The 17,446-nt window shown below is 72.0% G+C and carries 18 protein-coding genes and 1 tRNA gene; 11 read left to right on the top strand and 8 right to left on the bottom strand.

Going from position 1 to position 17,446, the window contains the following annotated elements:
- Positions 1–32 precede the first annotated feature (32 nt).
- Positions 33–1,529, top strand: a complete 1,497-nt coding sequence (locus tag HFV08_RS20015) for an NCS1 family nucleobase:cation symporter-1 (protein WP_168541116.1) — start codon at positions 33–35, stop codon at positions 1,527–1,529.
- Between the two features lie 58 nt (positions 1,530–1,587).
- On the opposite strand, the gene HFV08_RS20020 is transcribed toward HFV08_RS20015, so the two are convergent.
- From HFV08_RS20020 to HFV08_RS20030, 3 genes are read right to left on the bottom strand one after another with little or no spacing between them, the layout of a single operon-like run.
- Positions 1,588–2,436, bottom strand: a complete 849-nt coding sequence (locus HFV08_RS20020; protein ID WP_168541117.1) for a helix-turn-helix domain-containing protein — start codon at positions 2,434–2,436, stop codon at positions 1,588–1,590.
- Positions 2,437–2,447: 11 nt separating this feature from the next.
- Positions 2,448–2,963, bottom strand: a complete 516-nt coding sequence (locus tag HFV08_RS20025) for a DUF6879 family protein (RefSeq protein ID WP_168541118.1) — start codon at positions 2,961–2,963, stop codon at positions 2,448–2,450.
- Positions 2,935–3,189: a hypothetical protein gene (locus HFV08_RS20030; protein WP_168541119.1), complete on the bottom strand. Its 255-nt coding sequence runs from the start codon at positions 3,187–3,189 to the stop codon at positions 2,935–2,937. Before HFV08_RS20030 ends, HFV08_RS20025 begins: the two co-directional genes overlap by 29 nt.
- A gap of 188 nt (positions 3,190–3,377) precedes the next feature.
- Between HFV08_RS20030 and HFV08_RS20035 the strand changes: the two genes are divergently transcribed.
- Positions 3,378–3,905 carry a glycine-rich domain-containing protein gene (locus tag HFV08_RS20035; RefSeq protein ID WP_246341897.1) on the top strand — a complete coding sequence of 176 codons (528 nt, stop codon included), beginning with the start codon at positions 3,378–3,380 and terminating at the stop codon, positions 3,903–3,905.
- A 398-nt stretch (positions 3,906–4,303) separates the two neighbouring features.
- Here the strand turns inward: HFV08_RS20035 and HFV08_RS20040 are convergent.
- Positions 4,304–4,391, bottom strand: a tRNA-Leu gene (locus tag HFV08_RS20040).
- Positions 4,392–4,574: 183 nt separating this feature from the next.
- On the opposite strand from HFV08_RS20040, the gene HFV08_RS20045 reads away from it, so the two are divergent.
- From HFV08_RS20045 to HFV08_RS20055, 3 genes are all read left to right on the top strand, one after another.
- Positions 4,575–5,903: a M20/M25/M40 family metallo-hydrolase gene (locus tag HFV08_RS20045; protein ID WP_168541120.1), complete on the top strand. Its 1,329-nt coding sequence runs from the start codon at positions 4,575–4,577 to the stop codon at positions 5,901–5,903.
- A gap of 263 nt (positions 5,904–6,166) precedes the next feature.
- Positions 6,167–6,400: a chaplin gene (locus HFV08_RS20050; protein ID WP_040254923.1), complete on the top strand. Its 234-nt coding sequence runs from the start codon at positions 6,167–6,169 to the stop codon at positions 6,398–6,400.
- Between the two features lie 132 nt (positions 6,401–6,532).
- Entirely contained in the window at positions 6,533–7,279 is a 747-nt protein-coding gene (locus HFV08_RS20055; RefSeq protein WP_168541121.1) for a chaplin, read from the top strand.
- 112 nt (positions 7,280–7,391) lie between these two features.
- On the opposite strand, the gene HFV08_RS20060 is transcribed toward HFV08_RS20055, so the two are convergent.
- Positions 7,392–7,580 carry a DUF5703 family protein gene (locus tag HFV08_RS20060; RefSeq protein WP_040258433.1) on the bottom strand — a complete coding sequence of 63 codons (189 nt, stop codon included), beginning with the start codon at positions 7,578–7,580 and terminating at the stop codon, positions 7,392–7,394.
- Between the two features lie 48 nt (positions 7,581–7,628).
- On the opposite strand from HFV08_RS20060, the gene HFV08_RS20065 reads away from it, so the two are divergent.
- Positions 7,629–8,324: a hypothetical protein gene (locus HFV08_RS20065; RefSeq protein WP_168541122.1), complete on the top strand. Its 696-nt coding sequence runs from the start codon at positions 7,629–7,631 to the stop codon at positions 8,322–8,324.
- Here the strand turns inward: HFV08_RS20065 and HFV08_RS20070 are convergent.
- Both HFV08_RS20070 and HFV08_RS20075 read right to left on the bottom strand, forming a co-directional pair.
- Positions 8,321–10,861 carry a helix-hairpin-helix domain-containing protein gene (locus HFV08_RS20070; RefSeq protein ID WP_376770673.1) on the bottom strand — a complete coding sequence of 847 codons (2,541 nt, stop codon included), beginning with the start codon at positions 10,859–10,861 and terminating at the stop codon, positions 8,321–8,323. The genes HFV08_RS20065 and HFV08_RS20070 overlap by 4 nt on opposite strands.
- Entirely contained in the window at positions 10,858–11,841 is a 984-nt protein-coding gene (locus tag HFV08_RS20075) for an aldo/keto reductase (RefSeq protein ID WP_168541123.1), read from the bottom strand. The genes HFV08_RS20070 and HFV08_RS20075 overlap by 4 nt, the downstream gene beginning before the upstream one ends.
- 145 nt (positions 11,842–11,986) lie before the next feature.
- On the opposite strand from HFV08_RS20075, the gene HFV08_RS20080 reads away from it, so the two are divergent.
- Positions 11,987–13,042: an LLM class F420-dependent oxidoreductase gene (locus HFV08_RS20080; RefSeq protein ID WP_168541231.1), complete on the top strand. Its 1,056-nt coding sequence runs from the start codon at positions 11,987–11,989 to the stop codon at positions 13,040–13,042.
- Between the two features lie 220 nt (positions 13,043–13,262).
- The gene (locus HFV08_RS20085; RefSeq protein WP_168541124.1) at positions 13,263–14,051 is read left to right on the top strand and encodes a ferritin-like domain-containing protein; all 789 of its coding nucleotides are present in this window, start codon (positions 13,263–13,265) and stop codon (positions 14,049–14,051) included.
- A 58-nt stretch (positions 14,052–14,109) separates the two neighbouring features.
- Here HFV08_RS20085 and corA read toward each other — a convergent pair whose 3' ends face one another.
- Complete coding sequence (gene corA, locus HFV08_RS20090; RefSeq protein WP_168541125.1) at positions 14,110–15,105, bottom strand: magnesium/cobalt transporter CorA; 996 nt, start codon at positions 15,103–15,105, stop codon at positions 14,110–14,112.
- A 72-nt stretch (positions 15,106–15,177) separates the two neighbouring features.
- On the opposite strand from corA, the gene HFV08_RS20095 reads away from it, so the two are divergent.
- The 3 genes from HFV08_RS20095 to HFV08_RS20105 all read left to right on the top strand — a co-directional run bounded on the left by HFV08_RS20095 (position 15,178) and on the right by HFV08_RS20105 (position 17,318).
- On the top strand, positions 15,178–15,879 hold the full coding sequence (locus tag HFV08_RS20095; RefSeq protein WP_168541126.1) for a histidine phosphatase family protein: 702 nt from the start codon (positions 15,178–15,180) through the stop codon (positions 15,877–15,879).
- A 66-nt stretch (positions 15,880–15,945) separates the two neighbouring features.
- Complete coding sequence (locus HFV08_RS20100; RefSeq protein ID WP_168541127.1) at positions 15,946–16,536, top strand: Rv2134c family protein; 591 nt, start codon at positions 15,946–15,948, stop codon at positions 16,534–16,536.
- Positions 16,500–17,318 (top strand): Rv2133c family protein, encoded by an 819-nt coding sequence (locus HFV08_RS20105; protein WP_168541128.1) that lies wholly within the window; start codon positions 16,500–16,502, stop codon positions 17,316–17,318. Before HFV08_RS20100 ends, HFV08_RS20105 begins: the two co-directional genes overlap by 37 nt.
- The last annotated feature ends 128 nt before the right edge of the window (positions 17,319–17,446 follow it).

Here is a 17,446-nt window from a genome sequence, read left to right on the forward strand (position 1 = left end):
GCCTCCCCCGCAGTCCCCAGCGAAAGGCCGCCATGACCTCCACCGTCCCGCCCCGCTCCACCGGTCCCGCCCCGGCCGGGGACTCCCGCTTCAGCAACGAGGACCTGCTGCCGGTCCCGCAGGCCGACCGGCACTGGACCACGTACAACTTCGCCGCCCTGTGGATCGGGATGGCGCACAACATCCCCTCCTGGACGCTCGCCTCCGGACTCGTCGCCCTCGGCATGGACTGGAAGCAGGCGGTCTTCACCATCGCCCTGGCCAACGTCATCGTGCTGCTGCCGATGCTGCTCACCGGCCACGCCGGGCCGAAGCACGGCATCCCCTTCCCCGTACTGGCCCGCGCCAGCTTCGGCATGCGCGGCGCCAACCTGCCCGCCCTGGTACGGGCCGCGGTCGCCTGCTGCTGGTTCGGCATCCAGACCTGGATCGGCGGGCAGGGCATCTTCATCCTGGTCGGCAAGATCTTCGGCGGCTGGACCGGCGCCGCCGAGATCGGCGGCTACCCCTGGACGCTCTGGGTCTGCTTCCTGGTCTTCTGGGTGCTCGAAATGGCCATCATCTACCGGGGGATGGACACCCTGCGCCGCTTCGAGAACTGGGCCGCGCCCTTCGTCCTGGTCGGCGCGGTGGTCCTGCTGGTCTGGATCGCGAACAAGGCGGGCGGCTTCGGACCGCTGCTGCACGAGCCCTCCGAGCTCGGCTGGGGAGCGGACTTCTGGCCGGTCTTCTTCCCGGGCCTGATGGGCATGATCGGCTTCTGGTCGACGCTCTCGCTGAACATCCCCGACTTCACCCGCTTCGGCAAGGGCCAGCGCGCCCAGGTCTGGGGCCAGACCCTCGGCCTGCCCACCACGATGACCGCCTTCGCGCTGATGTCGGTCCTGGTGACCGCCGGTTCCCAGCAGGTCTACGGGGCCGCCGTCTGGGACCCGGTGGAACTGGCCGGCAAGACCGACAACGTCTTCGGCCTGCTCTTCGCGGTGGTCACCGTCTTCATCGCGACCATCTCCGTCAACATCGCCGCCAACGTGGTCTCCCCGGCGTACGACCTGGCCAACCTCGCCCCCCGGCGCATCTCCTTCCGCACCGGCGCCCTGCTCACCGGCCTGGTCGGCGTCCTGATCATGCCCTGGAAGCTGACCTCCACCCCCGAGCTGTACATCTTCACCTGGCTCGGCGTCGTCGGCGGCCTGCTCGGCACGGTCGCCGGAATCCTCATCGCCGACTACTGGATCATCCGCCGCACCCGCCTGGACGTCCCCGACCTCTACCGCGCCGAGGGCCGCTACTGGTACCGCTCCGGCTGGAACTGGCGCGCGGTGGCCGCCTTCCTCACCGGCAGCCTCCTGGCCGTAGGCGGCTCCCACTCCGCCCCCGGCAAGGGCCCCTTCCCCGAAGACGGCCTGATCCCCTTCCTGCGCCCCCTCGCCGACTACGGCTGGGCGGTCGGCCTGGGCTCGGCACTGGTGCTGTACACGGGGTTGATGCTGGGGCGCCGGGAAGCAGATCCGGATCGGGTGGGGTGAAGGGGCGGGGTGAGTCGAGGCGTCGGGTGATCGACGCAGCTCGCACCTGTCCTGGCCTTCAGCCCAGTGATGCCACGGCATCCGCGATCAAGGACCGTGCGGCTGCTCCCCGCACGGCGCCCTGCGAGAGCCGCTCGAACGCCCGGGCGTACAGGTCGACCCGACCGGGCTGTGTGAGGGTGGCGGCAGCATCCAAGGTGTCCGCGTGCACCCGGCTGTCATCGAAGATCGTGAAGGTGGGCATCGGCCACACGGTTCGCCGCGCCGAGAAGGGGACGATGCCGACAGCGACGTTCTGAGAATCCATCACCCCGAGCAAGTGGCCGAGTTGTGCCGACATGGTCCCGGGACCGCACAGCCGGTACCGCAGCACCGACTCCTCGAGCACGAAGGAGAAGCGGTGGCCCGGGTCGTCCAGCACCGCGTTGCGTCTCATGCGTGCCGTGACCGCCTCGCTGACGTCGTCCGGGGCTCCCCGGAAATCCGCGATCGACGAGAGCAGAGCCGTGGCGTATCCGGCGGTCTGGAGAAGGCCCGGGATCACGTCGGAGACGTAGACACGGAAGGTCCTGGTCTGCCCGTAGAGGCCGCCGACGCTCTCCTGCAGGCGCCGAAGGCCGGTCCGCTGAAGCCTCTTCCACTCCACCTGCGCGTCAGCGGATTCCCTGTTGGCCGCGATCAGGTCCGCGGTCTGGTCCTCCGCGGCACAGGCCCGGCACCAGGCTCGGATGTCCGCATCGGAGGGTGGCGTCCTGGCATTCTCGATCCGGGACGACTTCGACTCCGACCAGCCGCACCTGGCGGCCAACTCCCGCCCGCTGATCTCGGCGTCCCTCCGGACATCCCGCAGGCGGTCGGCCAGCGCACGGCGGGCCTCCTGCAGGCGCGAGGAAGGGTGCAGAGGCATGAAGCGGCTCGTCAGACCTTGTACAGGTGGTGAGGGATCGCCCGCTCCCAGACCACGGCGAACGCGGCGGAGCACAGCTTCACCGCTTCGGCGTCGTCCGTGATCTCGTCCTCCACCACCGCGCCCTCGCCCGAGAAGTGGTGCACCCGGAGCAGCGCGTCATCGAACAGCCAGAAGTCGTTTCCGGGGAGGGGAATGGCCGTGGCTCGCCGGCGGGGCAGCCAGCGCACCTGCTCTCCCGCCGTGACATTGGCATGCGTGACGTAGTGCTCCCAGCGGATGTACTCCGATACCGGCTCGGAGACCACCCGGGCCCTGCGGACCACCACGCCCCTGGCCACGGTGTCGGCGATCAACTGGTCATAGGGATGCCACCAGGAATCGCGATCCGTCCAGTCGATGCGCTCGCCTCGCCTCCACGCCTCGAAGCGGTCCGTAGCGGCGTAGGCGTCACGCAGTTCCAGGTGGACTGCGGATCGCTCACACCGGCCGAGCAACTCAGCGAAGCCGGGCACGCTCGACAGCATCGCATGCCTCCCTGATCATCGGGATCATCCGGGCCGGGATCCTCACGATGGCCTCGCTGTCGGGTACCGGACCGTTCGCGGGGCTGGTTCCCTCGCACTCCGCCTGAGTCTCGGGAGTCGGCTTCCACCCCTGCAACAAGATCTCCTGGGCTTCCGTGTCCGTCCACACTGCTGGGCAGTGGTCCCGATCGGTGTCCGGATCGATCCCGAGGAATTCCACAGCCATGGCAGATCTCCTTGTCCAGGTACTTGCTCCGACTTGCATCAGCTTCCTTGAACTGCTGAGGGAGCGTCAACACGGCATCGAGACAGAGGAGTTGGCGTGCAAACACGTGCAAGTCCATGGAGCCCGAGGCTCTTCGACTCCTACGGTCGTGACGACCGCGACATCCGCGGCAACAGGGAGGAACACGTATGGACGAGGTACGTGCATTGCTCAGCTCCACCGCGTTCACGGGTGTCGTCGCCACCGTCATGGACAACAACCCCGGCACGGAGGAAGCGACGGCCGAGCGGATCGTGGTGGAAGCGCTCAAGTTCATGGACGCCGCCGCGCAGTTCCCCACCGTCAAGATCACGCCTTCCGCCGTGGTGGACGAGGGATGGCACGCGCTGATCCTGCACACCGACCTGTACGAGAAGCTGTGCAAGCGTCTGGGGCGGTTCGTGCATCACTGGCCCGAGCGTCCCGACGCCGAGCGGCACGACGAACAGGCGCTCACGCGTACGGTGGCCCTCATCGAGCAGGCCGGGCACACCGTGGACAGCGAACTGTGGACGGGCCCGACCAAGTCTCTGGTTTCGGTGGCGGCGAACTGCTCCCACACTCCCAGGCCCGGCGGCTGCGGCCCGATCAATCCGGGCAAGTGCGCTTCGCACTGCTCGGGCGGTGGCGTAGTCGGGCTGACCGCGAGCAGACGGAGGCGGAAGCGTGGACGCTGAGCAGGCACGGCAAGTTGCCGCTGTACTGAGGCAGTTGGGAATCCCTGGTGTGGTCGCCCCCGAGGATCCGGAGAACACGGCGGGGACCTGGCGTGTGTACGACACGGCCGACCCCGCCACACGGCGGGACGTGACGGCTGACGCGCTGGCCTCTGTGGCAGCCGAGTTCCCGGAGGAGAAACCGGGGCCAGGTCCGACGCGGGGATTCGTGATCCCGCCCTCGGGCGAGTGACCGCCTGCGAATCCGACCGACAAGGGAACGCCCCTGCCGTGAAGGGCAGGGGCGTTCCTTCGGTTTCTTCTGGTCTGACCTGAGGAGATTCCGGGCCGTTGGTCATGTGATTGCTCACGCCACTGCCCAGAAAAGCAGAAAACCCCACGTGAAGTGGGGCTTCAGCTGGTGTCCGAGGGGGGACTTGAACCCCCACGCCCGATAAAGGGCACTAGCACCTCAAGCTAGCGCGTCTGCCATTCCGCCACCCGGACTCGGTGGCCTCCGCGGTCTCCCGCGGCGACGTGGAAAACCATAGCAAACATCGAGGGGTGCCTGATCACCCGTGTGCCGGGTGTGAACGCCGGATGACGGGCGGTGCCCCGTCTTGGGCGCGGGGCGGTGACGGGGGAGGATGAGGGGAGACCACCAGTGACGCCACATCGGGAGGAAGCAGCGTGAGCGAGTCAAGGACGGCAGGAGCCGGCGTGACCGCACAGGACGAGGTCGTCGACCTCTGTCGCGACCTCATCCGGATCGACACCAGCAACTACGGCGACCACTCGGGCCCGGGGGAGCGCAAGGCCGCCGAGTACGTGGCGGAGAAGCTCGCCGAAGTGGGCGTCGAGCCGCAGATCTTCGAGTCGCATCCGGGCCGTACCTCCGTGGTCGCGCGTATCGAGGGCGAGGACCGTTCGCGGCCGGGTCTGCTCATCCACGGGCACACCGACGTCGTACCGGCGAACGCCGCGGACTGGACGCACGACCCCTTCGCGGGCGAGATCGCGGACGGCTGCGTCTGGGGCCGGGGTGCCGTGGACATGAAGGACATGGACGCGATGACCCTCGCGGTGGTCCGCGAGCGGCTGCGCTCCGGCCGCAAGCCCCCGCGCGACGTGGTGCTCGCCTTCCTCGCCGACGAGGAGGCGGGCGGTACGTACGGCGCGCGCTTCCTGGTCGACAACCACCCGGGTCTCTTCGAGGGCGTGACCGAGGCCATCAGCGAGGTCGGCGGCTTCTCCTTCACCGTCAACGAGCAGCTGCGGCTCTACCTGGTCGAGACGGCGCAGAAGGGCATGCACTGGATGAAGCTGACCGTGGACGGCACCGCCGGTCACGGTTCGATGATCCACAAGGACAACGCGATCACCGAGCTGTCCGAGGCCGTCGGCCGGCTGGGGCGGCACAAGTTCCCGGTACGGGTCACCAAGACGCTGCGGCACTTCCTGGACGAACTCTCCGACGCGCTCGGCACCGAGCTGGACCCGGAGAACATGGACGACACGCTCGCGAAGCTCGGCGGCATCGCCAAGCTGATCGGCGCCTCCCTGCAGAACACCGCCAACCCGACGCAGCTGGGCGCCGGTTACAAGGTGAACGTCATCCCCGGCCAGGCGACCGCCCACGTCGACGGGCGCTTCCTGCCGGGGTACGAGGAGGAGTTCCTGGCCGACCTGGACCGGATCCTCGGCCCGCGGGTCAGGCGCGAGGACGTGCACGCCGACAAGGCCCTGGAGACCACCTTCGACGGCGCCCTGGTCGACGCCATGCAGACCGCGCTGGTGGCCGAGGACCCGATCGCCCGGGCGGTGCCGTACATGCTCTCCGCCGGTACGGACGCCAAGTCCTTCGACGACCTCGGTATCCGCGGCTTCGGCTTCGCGCCGCTGAAGCTGCCGCCGGAGCTGGACTTCGCGGGCATGTTCCACGGCGTGGACGAGCGGGTGCCCACCGAGTCCCTGAAGTTCGGCGTACGGGTGCTCGACCGTTTTCTCGACGCCAGCTGAGTACCTCCGCGGCCCGCGACGGGACGGCGGCGTCAACGCGCCGCCGTCGAGGCGGAGTTGCTCCCTCGCTCCGCCACCACCGATCCGCCGCGGGAAAAGGCAGTTGAAACGACACTCCGACTGGCGTATTCCGGCGCCCAGTTGACCGGTCCCGTTTACCGGAAAGAGTGAATGAGGGTGTCGGCTCGTACCCGCGTTACTCCGTTCTCGTTACTGGTGGTGTGATCCGCGGTCTGGGATCGCATTGCCAACGAGGAGGAATAATGATCAAGAAGGTCGTCGCTGTCGCGGCTGCCACCGGTGGACTCGCGCTTGCCGGTGCGGGTGTCGCCTCTGCCAGTTCCGGCGCTCAGGGCGCTGCCGTGCACTCGCCGGGCGTCATCTCGGGCAACGTCGTACAGGTGCCCGTCCACATCCCGGTGAACCTCTGCGGCAACACGATCGACGTGATCGGTCTGCTGAACCCCGCGGTCGGCAACGTCTGCGTCAACAAGTGACGTTGTGCCTCACCCCTTGAGGGTCTGACCCGCGGTCCCGGAGTGCGTGCCATGCGCTCCGGGACCGCCGGGAATTCCACGCCACGCAATCGGTGCGTGTGCGTCTGCCGGAAAGTACAAGAGGGAAAACCTATGCGACAGGTCACGCGCAAAGGCCTGCTCACCGTGGCCGCGGCAACCGGCGTCATCGCCGTGGCCGGCGGCTACGCACACGCCGACTCCCACGCGAGCGGCGGTGCTTCGGACTCGCCCGGAGTGGCGTCCGGGAACACCGTCCAGGTGCCGGTGAACGTACCCGTGAACGTCTGCGGCAACACCATCGACGTCGCCGGTCTGCTCAACCCGGCCGCGGGCAACACCTGCGTCAACGGGGGCGGCGACCACGGGAAGTCCTCGGCGCGGGACGCCGGGACGGCGACGACCGCCGGGACTTCCGGGACTTCCGGGAAGGGCGCCTCGCACGGCGAGGAGAGCACCTCCGGAAGCCGCCACAGCGGTGGCGCGCACGCGGACGGCGAGGCCACCGACTCGCCGGGCGTCCTCTCGGGCAACCAGATCCAGGCCCCGATCGACATCCCGGTCAACGCCTGCGGCAACAGCGTCAATGTCGCCGGTCTGCTGAACCCGGCCGCGGGCAACGACTGCGCCAACAACACCGAGCCGAGCAAGCCCCCGGTCAAGCCGGAGGAGCCGCCGGTCAAGCACGAGCAGCCGCCCGCCGAGCAGCCGGACGAGCCGAACGCGCCCGCCCCGCAGACGGAGCCGGAGCAGCTGGCCCACACCGGCAACTCGGTGCCGGTGGGCGCGGCCGCCGCGCTGGCCGCCGGCGCCGTCCTCGGCGGTGCCGTGCTCTACCGCCGCTCGCGCGTGGCCGCCTGAACCCCGCGAGGGTGAGGCACCTCACCTGACGGCAGGGCGGAACCGGAACGGGCCCCGTGTGCTCACGGGGCCCGTTCCGGCGTCACTGTGCGGTTGTGGGGCCCGCGGAGTGTCACCAGGTGGCGCGCACCTGACGGATGATCCGTCGCTTCAGGCGCACCCGGCGGCTGCCGTCGGTGCGCAGGCTCAGACGGTCCAACTCCCAGTGCCCGTACTCGGCGTGGTCGGTGAGCAGACGTGTCGCCTCTTTGCGGGAGACCCCGCGCGGCACGTACACATCGACAAATTCGTATTCCGGCATCGCCATCTATTGTGCGGGCAAGCCCCCGGTACGGATAGCGTCTGCCCTATGTCTGATGCTGCGCAGCCCACCGCTGCCGAGGTACGCGCCGCCGCCGAGGCGGTCAAGGCCGCGCTCGACCGCCACCTGGCGGCCGTCGAGCGCCGGTCGGGTGAGGACGACCCGGCCGTCTACGAAGCGTTCAACGAGCTGGCCGCGGCGGCGGAGGAGTACGACGAACTCCTCTACGACCGCTACGACGAGGTCACCCCCTTCGAGATCCCCGGCGGCCCGGACGGACTGCCGCCCTATGCCGGGCCCGAGGCGCCGAACGCGCTCAGCGTGCTGATCCGACGCGACTACACCGTGACGGAACCCCAGCGGCTGAAGGCACAGGCACAGCGCATCGAGGCCGTCGAACGCGGCCGGGGCGAGCCCTCGGACGCCGGTGCCGAGACGCTGCAGGGCTCGCTCGGCATCGTGTTCGGGGAGTTCGACCCGGACGAAATCGCCTCCCGCCACAAGGAGTTCGGCCTGGAGGAGGGCGACTCCACCCTCTGGGTGACAGCCTCCGCCCGGCCCGCCGATCCGGGGGAGTGGCTCGCGGCCCCCTTCGACGAGGTCGACCCGGCGGATGTGGCCTTCCGCTTCGACGTCAGCGCCGTCTTCGACGAGGACGAGGAACTCGACCTGGACGAGGAAGAGGACGACGGGGACGACGGGGAGGAAGAGGACGAAGGGGTCCGAGGAGGCGTGCGCGGCTAGGAGGTCGGCTCGTCCCGGGAGGGCGGCGGGGCCGGTGCCTCCTGGGGGGCGCGCAGCAGGGTCTCCAGGCGGCTGGTCCGCGGCTTCACGGGGCGTTCCGCCACCGCGCGGGGCAGCGCCGCCTCCACTCCGTGCACCACGGAGAGGTGGCGTTCCCCGCGCCCGAAGGCGGTGTAGACCCAGGAGCGGGTGAGGGCGCCGGCCGCGTCGCCCGGCAGCACCACGACCACCGTCGGCCAGCGCCTGCCGACCGCCTGGTGCGCGGTGATCGCCCAGCCGTGGCGCACCACTTCGGGCCCCACCCGGTCCTTCGGCACCACGACCGTGCCGCCCTCGCAGTCCAGGCGCAGCCCCTCGGCCTCGGCCCCGGCGACGACTCCCGGTACAGCGAGGCCCGGCGCGGGGGTGTGCACCACGCGGTCGCCCGGGTCGAAGCCGCCGAAGCGGCCAGGACCCGGGTTGAGGCGTTCCTTGAGGGCCGCGTTGAGGGCCTGGGTGCCCGCGGGGCCGCCGTGCCCGACGGTGATCACCTGGGTCTCCCCGGCCGGGACCCCGAAGGTGCGCGGCACCGAGTCGGCGACCAGTTGCACGGTGCGGTGCACGGCCTCGGCCGGTTCGCGCACCGGTACGATCACGACCTCCTTGTCCGGCGCCTCGACCTGGAGCAGCTCCCCGGCACCGATGCCCGAGGTCAGCTCGCCCAGCGGCCCGGGGTCGGGGGTGCGAGACGCGATGTGCGGGCAGCGGCGGGCCGCGAGCAGATCCGCGAAGACTCGCCCCGGGCCCGCGGACCAGAGCACGGCGGGGTCGCCCGAGAGCACCAGCCGGGCACCGTCGGGCAGCGCCTCGACCAGCGAGGCGGCGGTCTCCACGTCGAGTTGGGGAGCGTCCAGGACCACCAGGAGGTCCACGGCGAGCGCGCCCTCGCCGTCGCGTGCGGGGCCCGCGGCGCCCCGCAGCAGGGCGGAGACGGTGGTGACCGCCTCGGTGAAGTCGGCGGAACCGCTCTCCGTACTGGTGTCCGCCGCCGCGTCGCCCGGCTTCGCGCCGCCTGACTCCGCCCGCTCCAGCAGGGCGGCGAACTGGCGTGCCCCGTACGGGGTGTGGGCCGCCGCGCAGACGCGCAGGCCGCTCGCGCGGGCCAGGGCGAGGAGGGCCGCGGGCTCCCGGTGGGCCGTCTCGCCGCCGGTGTGCAGGGCCAGGCAGTGACCGGCCACCGCCCGCACCAGCTCGGCGGCCGAACCGCCCAGCCGGGCGGCGGCGTCCTCCCAGGATCCGTCCGCGGGCCCTTCGGTGGGGGAGGCGGCGAGCCGTGCCACCCCGTCGGCGAGGCTCTCCTCCGCGAGGGCGTGGCGTTCCAGGCCCAGCAACACCCGTACGGGAGGCCCCTGTTCGCCTTCGGGCGCCTCGGCGGGCGAGGCGGAACCCCCGGCGGCCGAAGCGGAACCCCCGGCGGGTCCGGGGGAGCCGGACGGCCCCTGGTCGAGGGCGTCCTGGAAGACCAGGATGTCCCCCTCGGCGATCGCGCTCTGCACCGCCGCCTCCGGGTCGGGGACGGACTGCCGGGCCAGCGCCTCGGTGAGCTGGGGCGCCTCCAGGGCCGTATGCCCCGCCGCGGCGGCCTGGGCGAGCAGCCAGGTGGTGAGCGCCCGGCCGCGGCGCTCGTCGGCGGGCGACGAGTCCCCGCCGAGCAGGGCGCGGGCGAATCCGTCGGCGTGGTCCGGGCGGACACCCGGTACCTGCAGCAGCTGCCAGGGGTCGGCGCGCAGCAGCTCCGGGGCCTCGGGGCCGAGGGTCACCGCGGTGGGCGCGGCCAGTGCCGCGGGGGCGCCGCCCTCGCCGAGTACGGCGGCCACGGCCTCGACGACCTCCGGCGCGGGGCCTTCGAGAGTCCGGGGCGCCGGGCGGGTGCGGGGGCCGGGGGACGGCGGGGCGGCCGCGCGCCGGGGCGCCGCGGGCTCGGCGAAGACGGAATCCGCGGGCCGCTCCCCGCTCTCCACCGCCCGCACCGCGGCCAGCAGGTCCGCCGCCTTGCCGCTGAGCTTGGTGCCCGCCTCCGGGGCGCTCTGCTTCTCCGCCTTGCGCCGCTCGATCCGCGCCCGCAGCTCCCGCTGGGCCTGCAACTCGGCCTCGGCTTCGGACAGTTCGGCACCGGGGGTGGATGCCTCAGCGCCGGAGGCGGACTCCTCCGTACCCGAGGTCGGTCCTTCCGTGCCTGAGGCCGGTTCCTCCGCGGCGGGGGTGGTTCCCTCAGCCCCGGCGGCCCCTTCCTCGGCCCCGGTCGCCCCTTCCTCGGCGGCTCCCGCGCCCGTTTCCGCCGTCTCGTCCGCGGTGGTCTCTCCGGCCCCAGCCGCCTCGGCATCCCGGCCAGCCGCTGAGCCGCCCGAGTCTCCCGAGCCGCCCAAGTCACCCGACTCTGCCGGGTCCTGCGGGCCTCCTGCCTCCGCCGCCACCGCATCCGTATCCGCCGCGTCGGTCGCGGGTTCCTCCGGCGGTCCCGGCTCGGTGTCCCGGGCGAGTGCGGGTTCGGCGTTCACAGCGTGCTCCAGTCCTGGTCGGGATAGCGGTGCACGGGCGCGGAGACGTCGTCCAGCGCCTGGCAGATCTCTCGGGGAAGACTAAGTGCCTCCACTGACAGCGCGGCGCTGAGCTGCTGCGCGTTGCGTGCCCCGACGATCGGCGCGCTGACGCCGGGGCGGTCGCGCACCCAGGCGAGCGCGACCTGGAGCGGGGTGGCGGCGAGGCCGTCGGCGGCGGTCGCGACCGCTTCCACGATCCGGTTCGCGGTCTCGTCCAGATACGGCGCGACGAAGGGGGCCAGGTGCTCCGAACCGCCGCGCGAGTCGGCCGGGGTGGAGTGCCGGTACTTGCCCGTGAGCACCCCGCGGCCCAGGGGCGAGGAGGGCAGCAGCCCCACCCCGAGGTCCAGGGCGGCGGGCAGCACCTCGCGTTCGACGCCGCGCTGGAGCAGGGAGTACTCCATCTGCGTACTGGCGAGCCGGGTGCGGGTCCCGGGGGCCGCGAGCTGCCAGGTGGCGGCCTTGGCGAGCTGCCAGCCGCAGAAGTTGGACACCCCCGCGTACCGGGCGCGGCCGCTGCTCACCGCCAGGTCGAGCGCCCCGAGGGTCTCCTCCAGCGGGGTCCAGGGGTCGAAGGCGTGGATCTGCCAGAGGTCCACGTAGTCCGTGCCGAGGCGGGTGAGGGAGGCGTCGAGGGCGTCGAGCAGATGGCCGCGGGAGCCGTCGAAGCGGCGCTCCGGATCGGGCACGCTGCCCGCCTTGGTGGCGAGGACGAGGTCGCGTCTGGGGACGAGGCTGTCCACGAGTCTGCCGAGCAGGTACTCCGACTCGCCGTCGCCGTACACATCGGCGGTGTCGACGAGGGTGCCGCCCGCCTCCCAGAAGACCTTGAGCAGGTCCGCCGCGTCGTTCTCGTCGGTGTCCCGGCCCCAGGTCAGGGTGCCGAGTCCGATGCGCGAGACGCGCAGGCCTGTGCGGCCGAGATGCCTCTGTTCCATGGGCGCTGAGATTACTGGCCGCGCGCGGGCTCGTGGGGCGCCTGTGGACAACGCGCGCCCGGCGGGGCCTGACGCGGGCGCGCACCGGGCGCTAGGGTCGGCGGCACAGGGACATTACTGATCGGTAAGGGGACGGCGGATGGCTATGAAGCTCGGCATCAACCTCGGCTACTGGGGCGCCGGAATGGACGCGGACAACCTCGCCGTCGCCAAGGAGGCCGACCGGCTCGGCTACGACGTCTGCTGGGCCGCCGAGGCCTACGGCTCGGACGGCGCGACCGTACTGTCCTGGGTGGCGGCGCAGACCGAGCGGATCGACGTCGGCTCCGCGATCTTCCAGATCCCCGCCCGGCAGCCCGCCATGACGGCGATGACCGCCGCCACCCTCGACTCCCTCTCCGGCGGCCGCTTCCGCCTCGGCCTCGGCGTCTCCGGGCCGCAGGTCTCGGAGGGCTGGTACGGCGTGAAGTTCGACCGGCCGCTGGCCCGGACCCGGGAGTACGTGGAGATCGTCCGCAAGGCGATGAGCCGCGAGCGGCTGTCCTACGAGGGCCAGCACTGGACCCTGCCGCTGCCCGACGGCCCCGGCAAGCCGCTCAAGCTCACCGTCCACCCCGAGCGCGAGCGCATCCCGCTCTACATCGCCGCGATCGGCCCGAAGAACCTGGAGCAGACCGGCGAGATCGCGGACGGCGCGCTGCTCATCTTCCCGGCGGCCGCGCACCTGGAGGAGACCGCGCTGCGGCACCTGCGGGCCGGCCGCGAGAAGGCGGGCAAGACCCTGGAGGGCTTCGACGTGGTGCCGACCGTGCCGCTCTCGCTCGGCGAGGACAAGGACGTGCCCACCCTCGCCGACGCCTTCCGGCCCTACACCGCGCTCTACGTCGGCGGCATGGGCAGCCGCAAGCAGAACTTCTACAACCAGCTCGCCCAGCGCATGGGGTACGAGCAGGCCGCGGCCGAGATCCAGGACAAGTACCTCGCCGGGGACAAGGAGGGCGCCGCCGCCGCGATCCCGCACGAGCTGATCGACTCGACCACGCTGCTCGGCTCCGTGCCGCGGATCGCGGAGGGGATGGCGGCCTACGCCGAGGCCGGGGTCACCACGCTGACGCTCGCCCCCGCGGGCTTCTCGCGCGAGGAGCGGCTCGCCTCGCTGCGGGCCGGTGTCGAGGCGCTCGAACTCGCCGGTCTCGCCTGAGAACCCGCCCCCTTGAGTCCCCTTGCGTCCCCGCGGCCGTGGTGGGGGCTCGGGGGGTCTCCCCGCCACGGCCGTCGCCTTGCTCAACGGCTCGCGTCCCACCCGGTTACGCCCTGCTTCTCATCCGTTCGGCCCAGTTGTGCGACTGTCGCGTTGCCGGGCCGCCGGTGCGGCCGTGTACTCGTCTCCTGCGGGACGTCGCACGGAGGTGGCAAGGCAGATGCTTTCGGTCAAGAGCCTGTTCGAGGAGATCTTCGACAACGACGAGTCCTTCCGGCTGTTCTGCTCCGTCGCGGCCAGCGGTGAGGAGCAGGGCGGCTGGGAGAACGGGCGGATCGCCGCCCTGGTCCCCGAGGAGCAGCGGGCGCTCGCGCCGAAGATCGCCCGGCACGGGGCCGACGAGGACAAACACGGCCGGATCTTCCGGGCGTTGATGAAGAAGCGGGGGGTGGCGCCCGTCGAGGTGCCGCCCGAGACCGACTACACGATGCTCCTGGAGAAGCAGGGCATCGGGCTGCCGCACGCGCAGCTGCGGCGCGAGGAGCCGCTGACGGTGGAGGACCTCGTCACCTACCTCGCGCACAGCAGGGTCACCGAGCAGCGGGCCTCGGAGCAGATGCAGCTGCTGCTCACCCACTTCGGCGACCATCCCGAGGTCGGCCGCGCGGTGCGGATGATCTCCGCGGACGAGGACAACCATCTCGCGTACTGCCACGAGGAGTTGCTGCGGTTCGCGGCGGCCGGGCACGGCCGCGCCATCCAGGCGGCGCTGCGCGAGTGCGCGCTCGCCGAGATCCGCGTCTACCGGGAGGTCAGCCTCGCGGTGATGGCGCACATGGGCCGCGTGCTCGGCTGGTCGCGGCCCAAGGCGGCGCTGCTCGCCGCGGGCGTCCACGCGGTCTACGCCTGGGAGCGCCTCGCGGGCTGGCGGCGGATGGCCTCGCTGGCCATGCCCGAGCGCCGCGACGCCCTCGGCGGACCGCCCGCCCCCGCACCCGAGTTCGCCTGAAGCGGACCGGCCGGCACCGCCCGGACCGCGACCCGCCCGGACCCCGGCCCGCCCCGGCTCACATCCAGCCGCGGCGCTTGAACAGGCGGTACAGGCCGATCTCCAGGACCGCCATCACCAGGACGACGGCCGGGTACGACCAGGTCCAGCGCAGTTCGGGCATGTGCTCGAAGTTCATCCCGTAGATCCCGGCGATCATCGTCGGGACGGCCGCCATCGCCGCCCAGGCGGAGATCTTGCGCATGTCGTCGTTCTGCCGGACGCTCATCTGCGCCAGGTGCGCCGACAGGACGTCGGAGACGAGCCGGTCCAGGGTCTCCGTGGAGTCGTTGACGCGGGTCAGGTGGTCGTTGACGTCGCGGAAGAAGGGCTGCGCCGAGTCGTCGAGGAAGGGCAGCGCGGAGCCGGCGGGGCCGAGTCCGGCGAGCCGGGTCAGCGGGGGCAGCAGCGGTCCCGTCGCCCGCCGGAACTCCTGGATCTGGCGCTTGAAGAGATAGATCCGCGAGGCCGTCTCGCGCCCGCCGCCGGTGGGGGAGAAGACCTCCGTCTCCAGCTCCTCCAGGTCGTTCTGCAACTCGGTGGCGACCTCCAGATAGTGGTCGACCACCGCGTCGGAGACCGCGTAGAGCACCGCCGTCGGTCCGTGCCGCAGGGTCTCGCGCTCGGCCTCCAGGCGCTTGCGCACCTCGGCGAGGGTGGTGTCCCTGCCGTGCCGCACCGTGACCACGAAGGAGTCGCCGATGAAGATCATCAGCTCGCCGGAGGAGACGGTGTCGCTGTCCGGCTCGTAGGTCACCGGCTTGAGGACCACGAACAGCGAGTCGTCGTAGACCTCCAGCTTCGGGCGCTGGTGCGCCTTCAGGGAGTCCTCGACGGCCAGCGGATGCAGCCCGAACTCGCGGGTGACCTCCGCGAACTCCTCCTCGGTCGGCTCCAGCAGACCGATCCAAACGAAGGCCTGGTCACCGGCGCGTGCCGTACGCAGAGCCCGGGGCAGGTCCGAGGGCTCCTCGGTCCGCCGCCCGTCGCGGTAGATGGCGCAGTCGACAATCATCAGCCGCATTCTCCCCGGGCCGGTTGGGGCCCGCACCCCACCCCCCGTACTTCCTCGCCTACCCTGGCCCGCATGCCGACGCTGCTGCTTGTCCGCCATGGACGCTCCACCGCCAACACCGCGGGCCTGCTCGCCGGCTGGACCCCGGGGGTGGCCCTCGACGAACGCGGCGCCGCCCAGGCCGCCGCGCTGCCCGCCCGGCTGGCCGGGATCCCGCTCGCCGCCGCCGTGGCGAGCCCGCTCCAGCGCTGCCAGGAGACCCTCGCGCCGCTGCTCGCCGAGCGACCGGGCCTCGCCCTGCACGAGGAGGAGCGCATCGGTGAGTGCCACTACGGCGACTGGTCCGGACGCAAGCTCTCCGAGCTGGTCGGCGAGCCCCTGATGGAGATCGTCCAGCAGCACCCCTCGGCCGCGGCCTTCCCCGGCGGCGAGTCGATGCGCGCCATGGCGAGCCGCGCGGGCGAGGCGGTACGGGAGTGGAACGCGCGGATCGAGGCGGAGCACGGCGCCGAGGCCACCTATCTGATGTGCTCGCACGGCGACATCATCAAGTCCCTGGTGGCGGACGCGCTCGGGCTGCACCTCGACCTCTTCCAGCGGATCTCCGTCGAGCCCTGCTCGGTGACCGTGATCCGCTACACCCGCACCCGGCCGTTCCTGCTCCGCCTCGGCGACACCGGCGACTTCGCCTCCCTCGTCCCGCGCGAGGAGTCCGGGGACCGGGGGGAAGCGGGCGGTGACGCCACCGTCGGGGGTGGTGCGGGCGCACCGTGATCGTCCGCCGCAGTAGGGTGATCCGGTCGCCGTAAACCTTGCCGCCGATTCGCTGGGAGACAGTTCGTGTCCCGTCAGGTGTTCCTGTACGACCCGCCGGAGCGGTTTGTCGCCGGTACGGTCGGGCTGCCCGGGCGCCGCTCCTTCTTCCTGCAAGCCTCGGCCGGGGGCCGGGTGACCAGCGTCGCCCTGGAGAAGACGCAGGTCGCCGCGCTCGCCGAGCGGATGGACGAGCTGCTCGACGAGGTGGTGCGGCGCAGTGGCGGCAGCGCCTCGGTGCCCGCCGTCTCCCCCGCCGAGATCTCCGACACCGCGCCGCTGGACGCCCCGGTCGAGGAGGAGTTCCGGGTCGGCACCATGGCGCTCGCCTGGGACGGCGACGAGCAGCGCATGGTCGTCGAGGCGCAGGCCCTGGTCGAGCTGGAGGCCGAGAGCGAGGACGACCTCGCCGAGGCCGAGGAGGCGCTCCTCCAGGACGACGAGAACGGCCCGCCCATGCTCCGGGTCCGCCTCACCGGCACCCAGGCCCGCGCCTTCGCCAAGCGCGCCCTCGACGTGGTGAACGCCGGACGCCCGCCCTGCCCGCTGTGCAGCCTGCCGCTCGACCCGGAGGGACACGTATGTCCGCGCCAGAACGGATACCGGCGCGGGGAGTGAGCGCCGCCGAGCTGCTCCGCCGGGGCGAGCTGGTGGTGCGCGGCCGGATCCCCGAGGCCTCCAACGCCGTCCTGCAGTGCGAGGTGACGTACGAGGGCGAGAGCCTCACCTGCGTCTACAAGCCGGTGGCGGGGGAGCGGCCGCTGTGGGACTTCCCCGACGGCACCCTCGCCGAGCGCGAGGTCGCCGCCTACGAGATCTCCGAGGCGCTCGGCTGGGGTCTGGTGCCGCCGACCGTGCTGCGCGAGGGGCCGCACGGGCGGGGGATGTGCCAGCTGTGGGTGGAGGCGGTGCCGGAGGCCGAGCTGCTCGCCCTGGTGGACGCCGAGGAGCCCGCCGAGGGCTGGAAGGCGGTCGGTTTCGCCGAGGTCGGCGCGGGGCGCACGGCCCTGCTCGTGCACGCCGACGACGCCCGCCTGCGCCGCCTCGCCGTCTTCGACGCGGTGATCAACAACTCCGACCGCAAGGGCGGCCATCTGCTGCCCGGCGCCGGTGAGCGGCTCTACGGGATCGACCACGGCGTCACCTTCCATGTGGACGACAAGCTGCGCACCCTGCTCTGGGGCTGGGCCGGCGAGCCGCTCACCGAGGAGGCGCGCACCGCCCTCGGCGCCCTGGAGAAGCGGCTCACCGAGGGGCAGCCGCTGGCCGCGCGGCTCTGTGAGCTGCTGACCGGCGCCGAGGTGGCGGCGCTGCGTGGCCGGATCTCCGTGCTGCTCACCACCGGGCGCCATCCGGAGCCGAGCGGGGAGTGGCCCGCGATCCCCTGGCCGCCGATCTGAGGTGCGCGCTGGGGAGGCTTCGCGCGGACCGGGGCGGATCGGGTGGTCCGGGGTGGATCGGGGTGGTCCGGGGTGGACCGGGCCGGTTCTCGCCGGTGCCCGCCGCGCGCGGTCCGGTCGAGCGCCGC

The sequence above is a fragment of the Streptomyces physcomitrii genome (assembly GCF_012273655.1).
Taxonomy (GTDB): domain Bacteria; phylum Actinomycetota; class Actinomycetes; order Streptomycetales; family Streptomycetaceae; genus Streptomyces; species Streptomyces physcomitrii.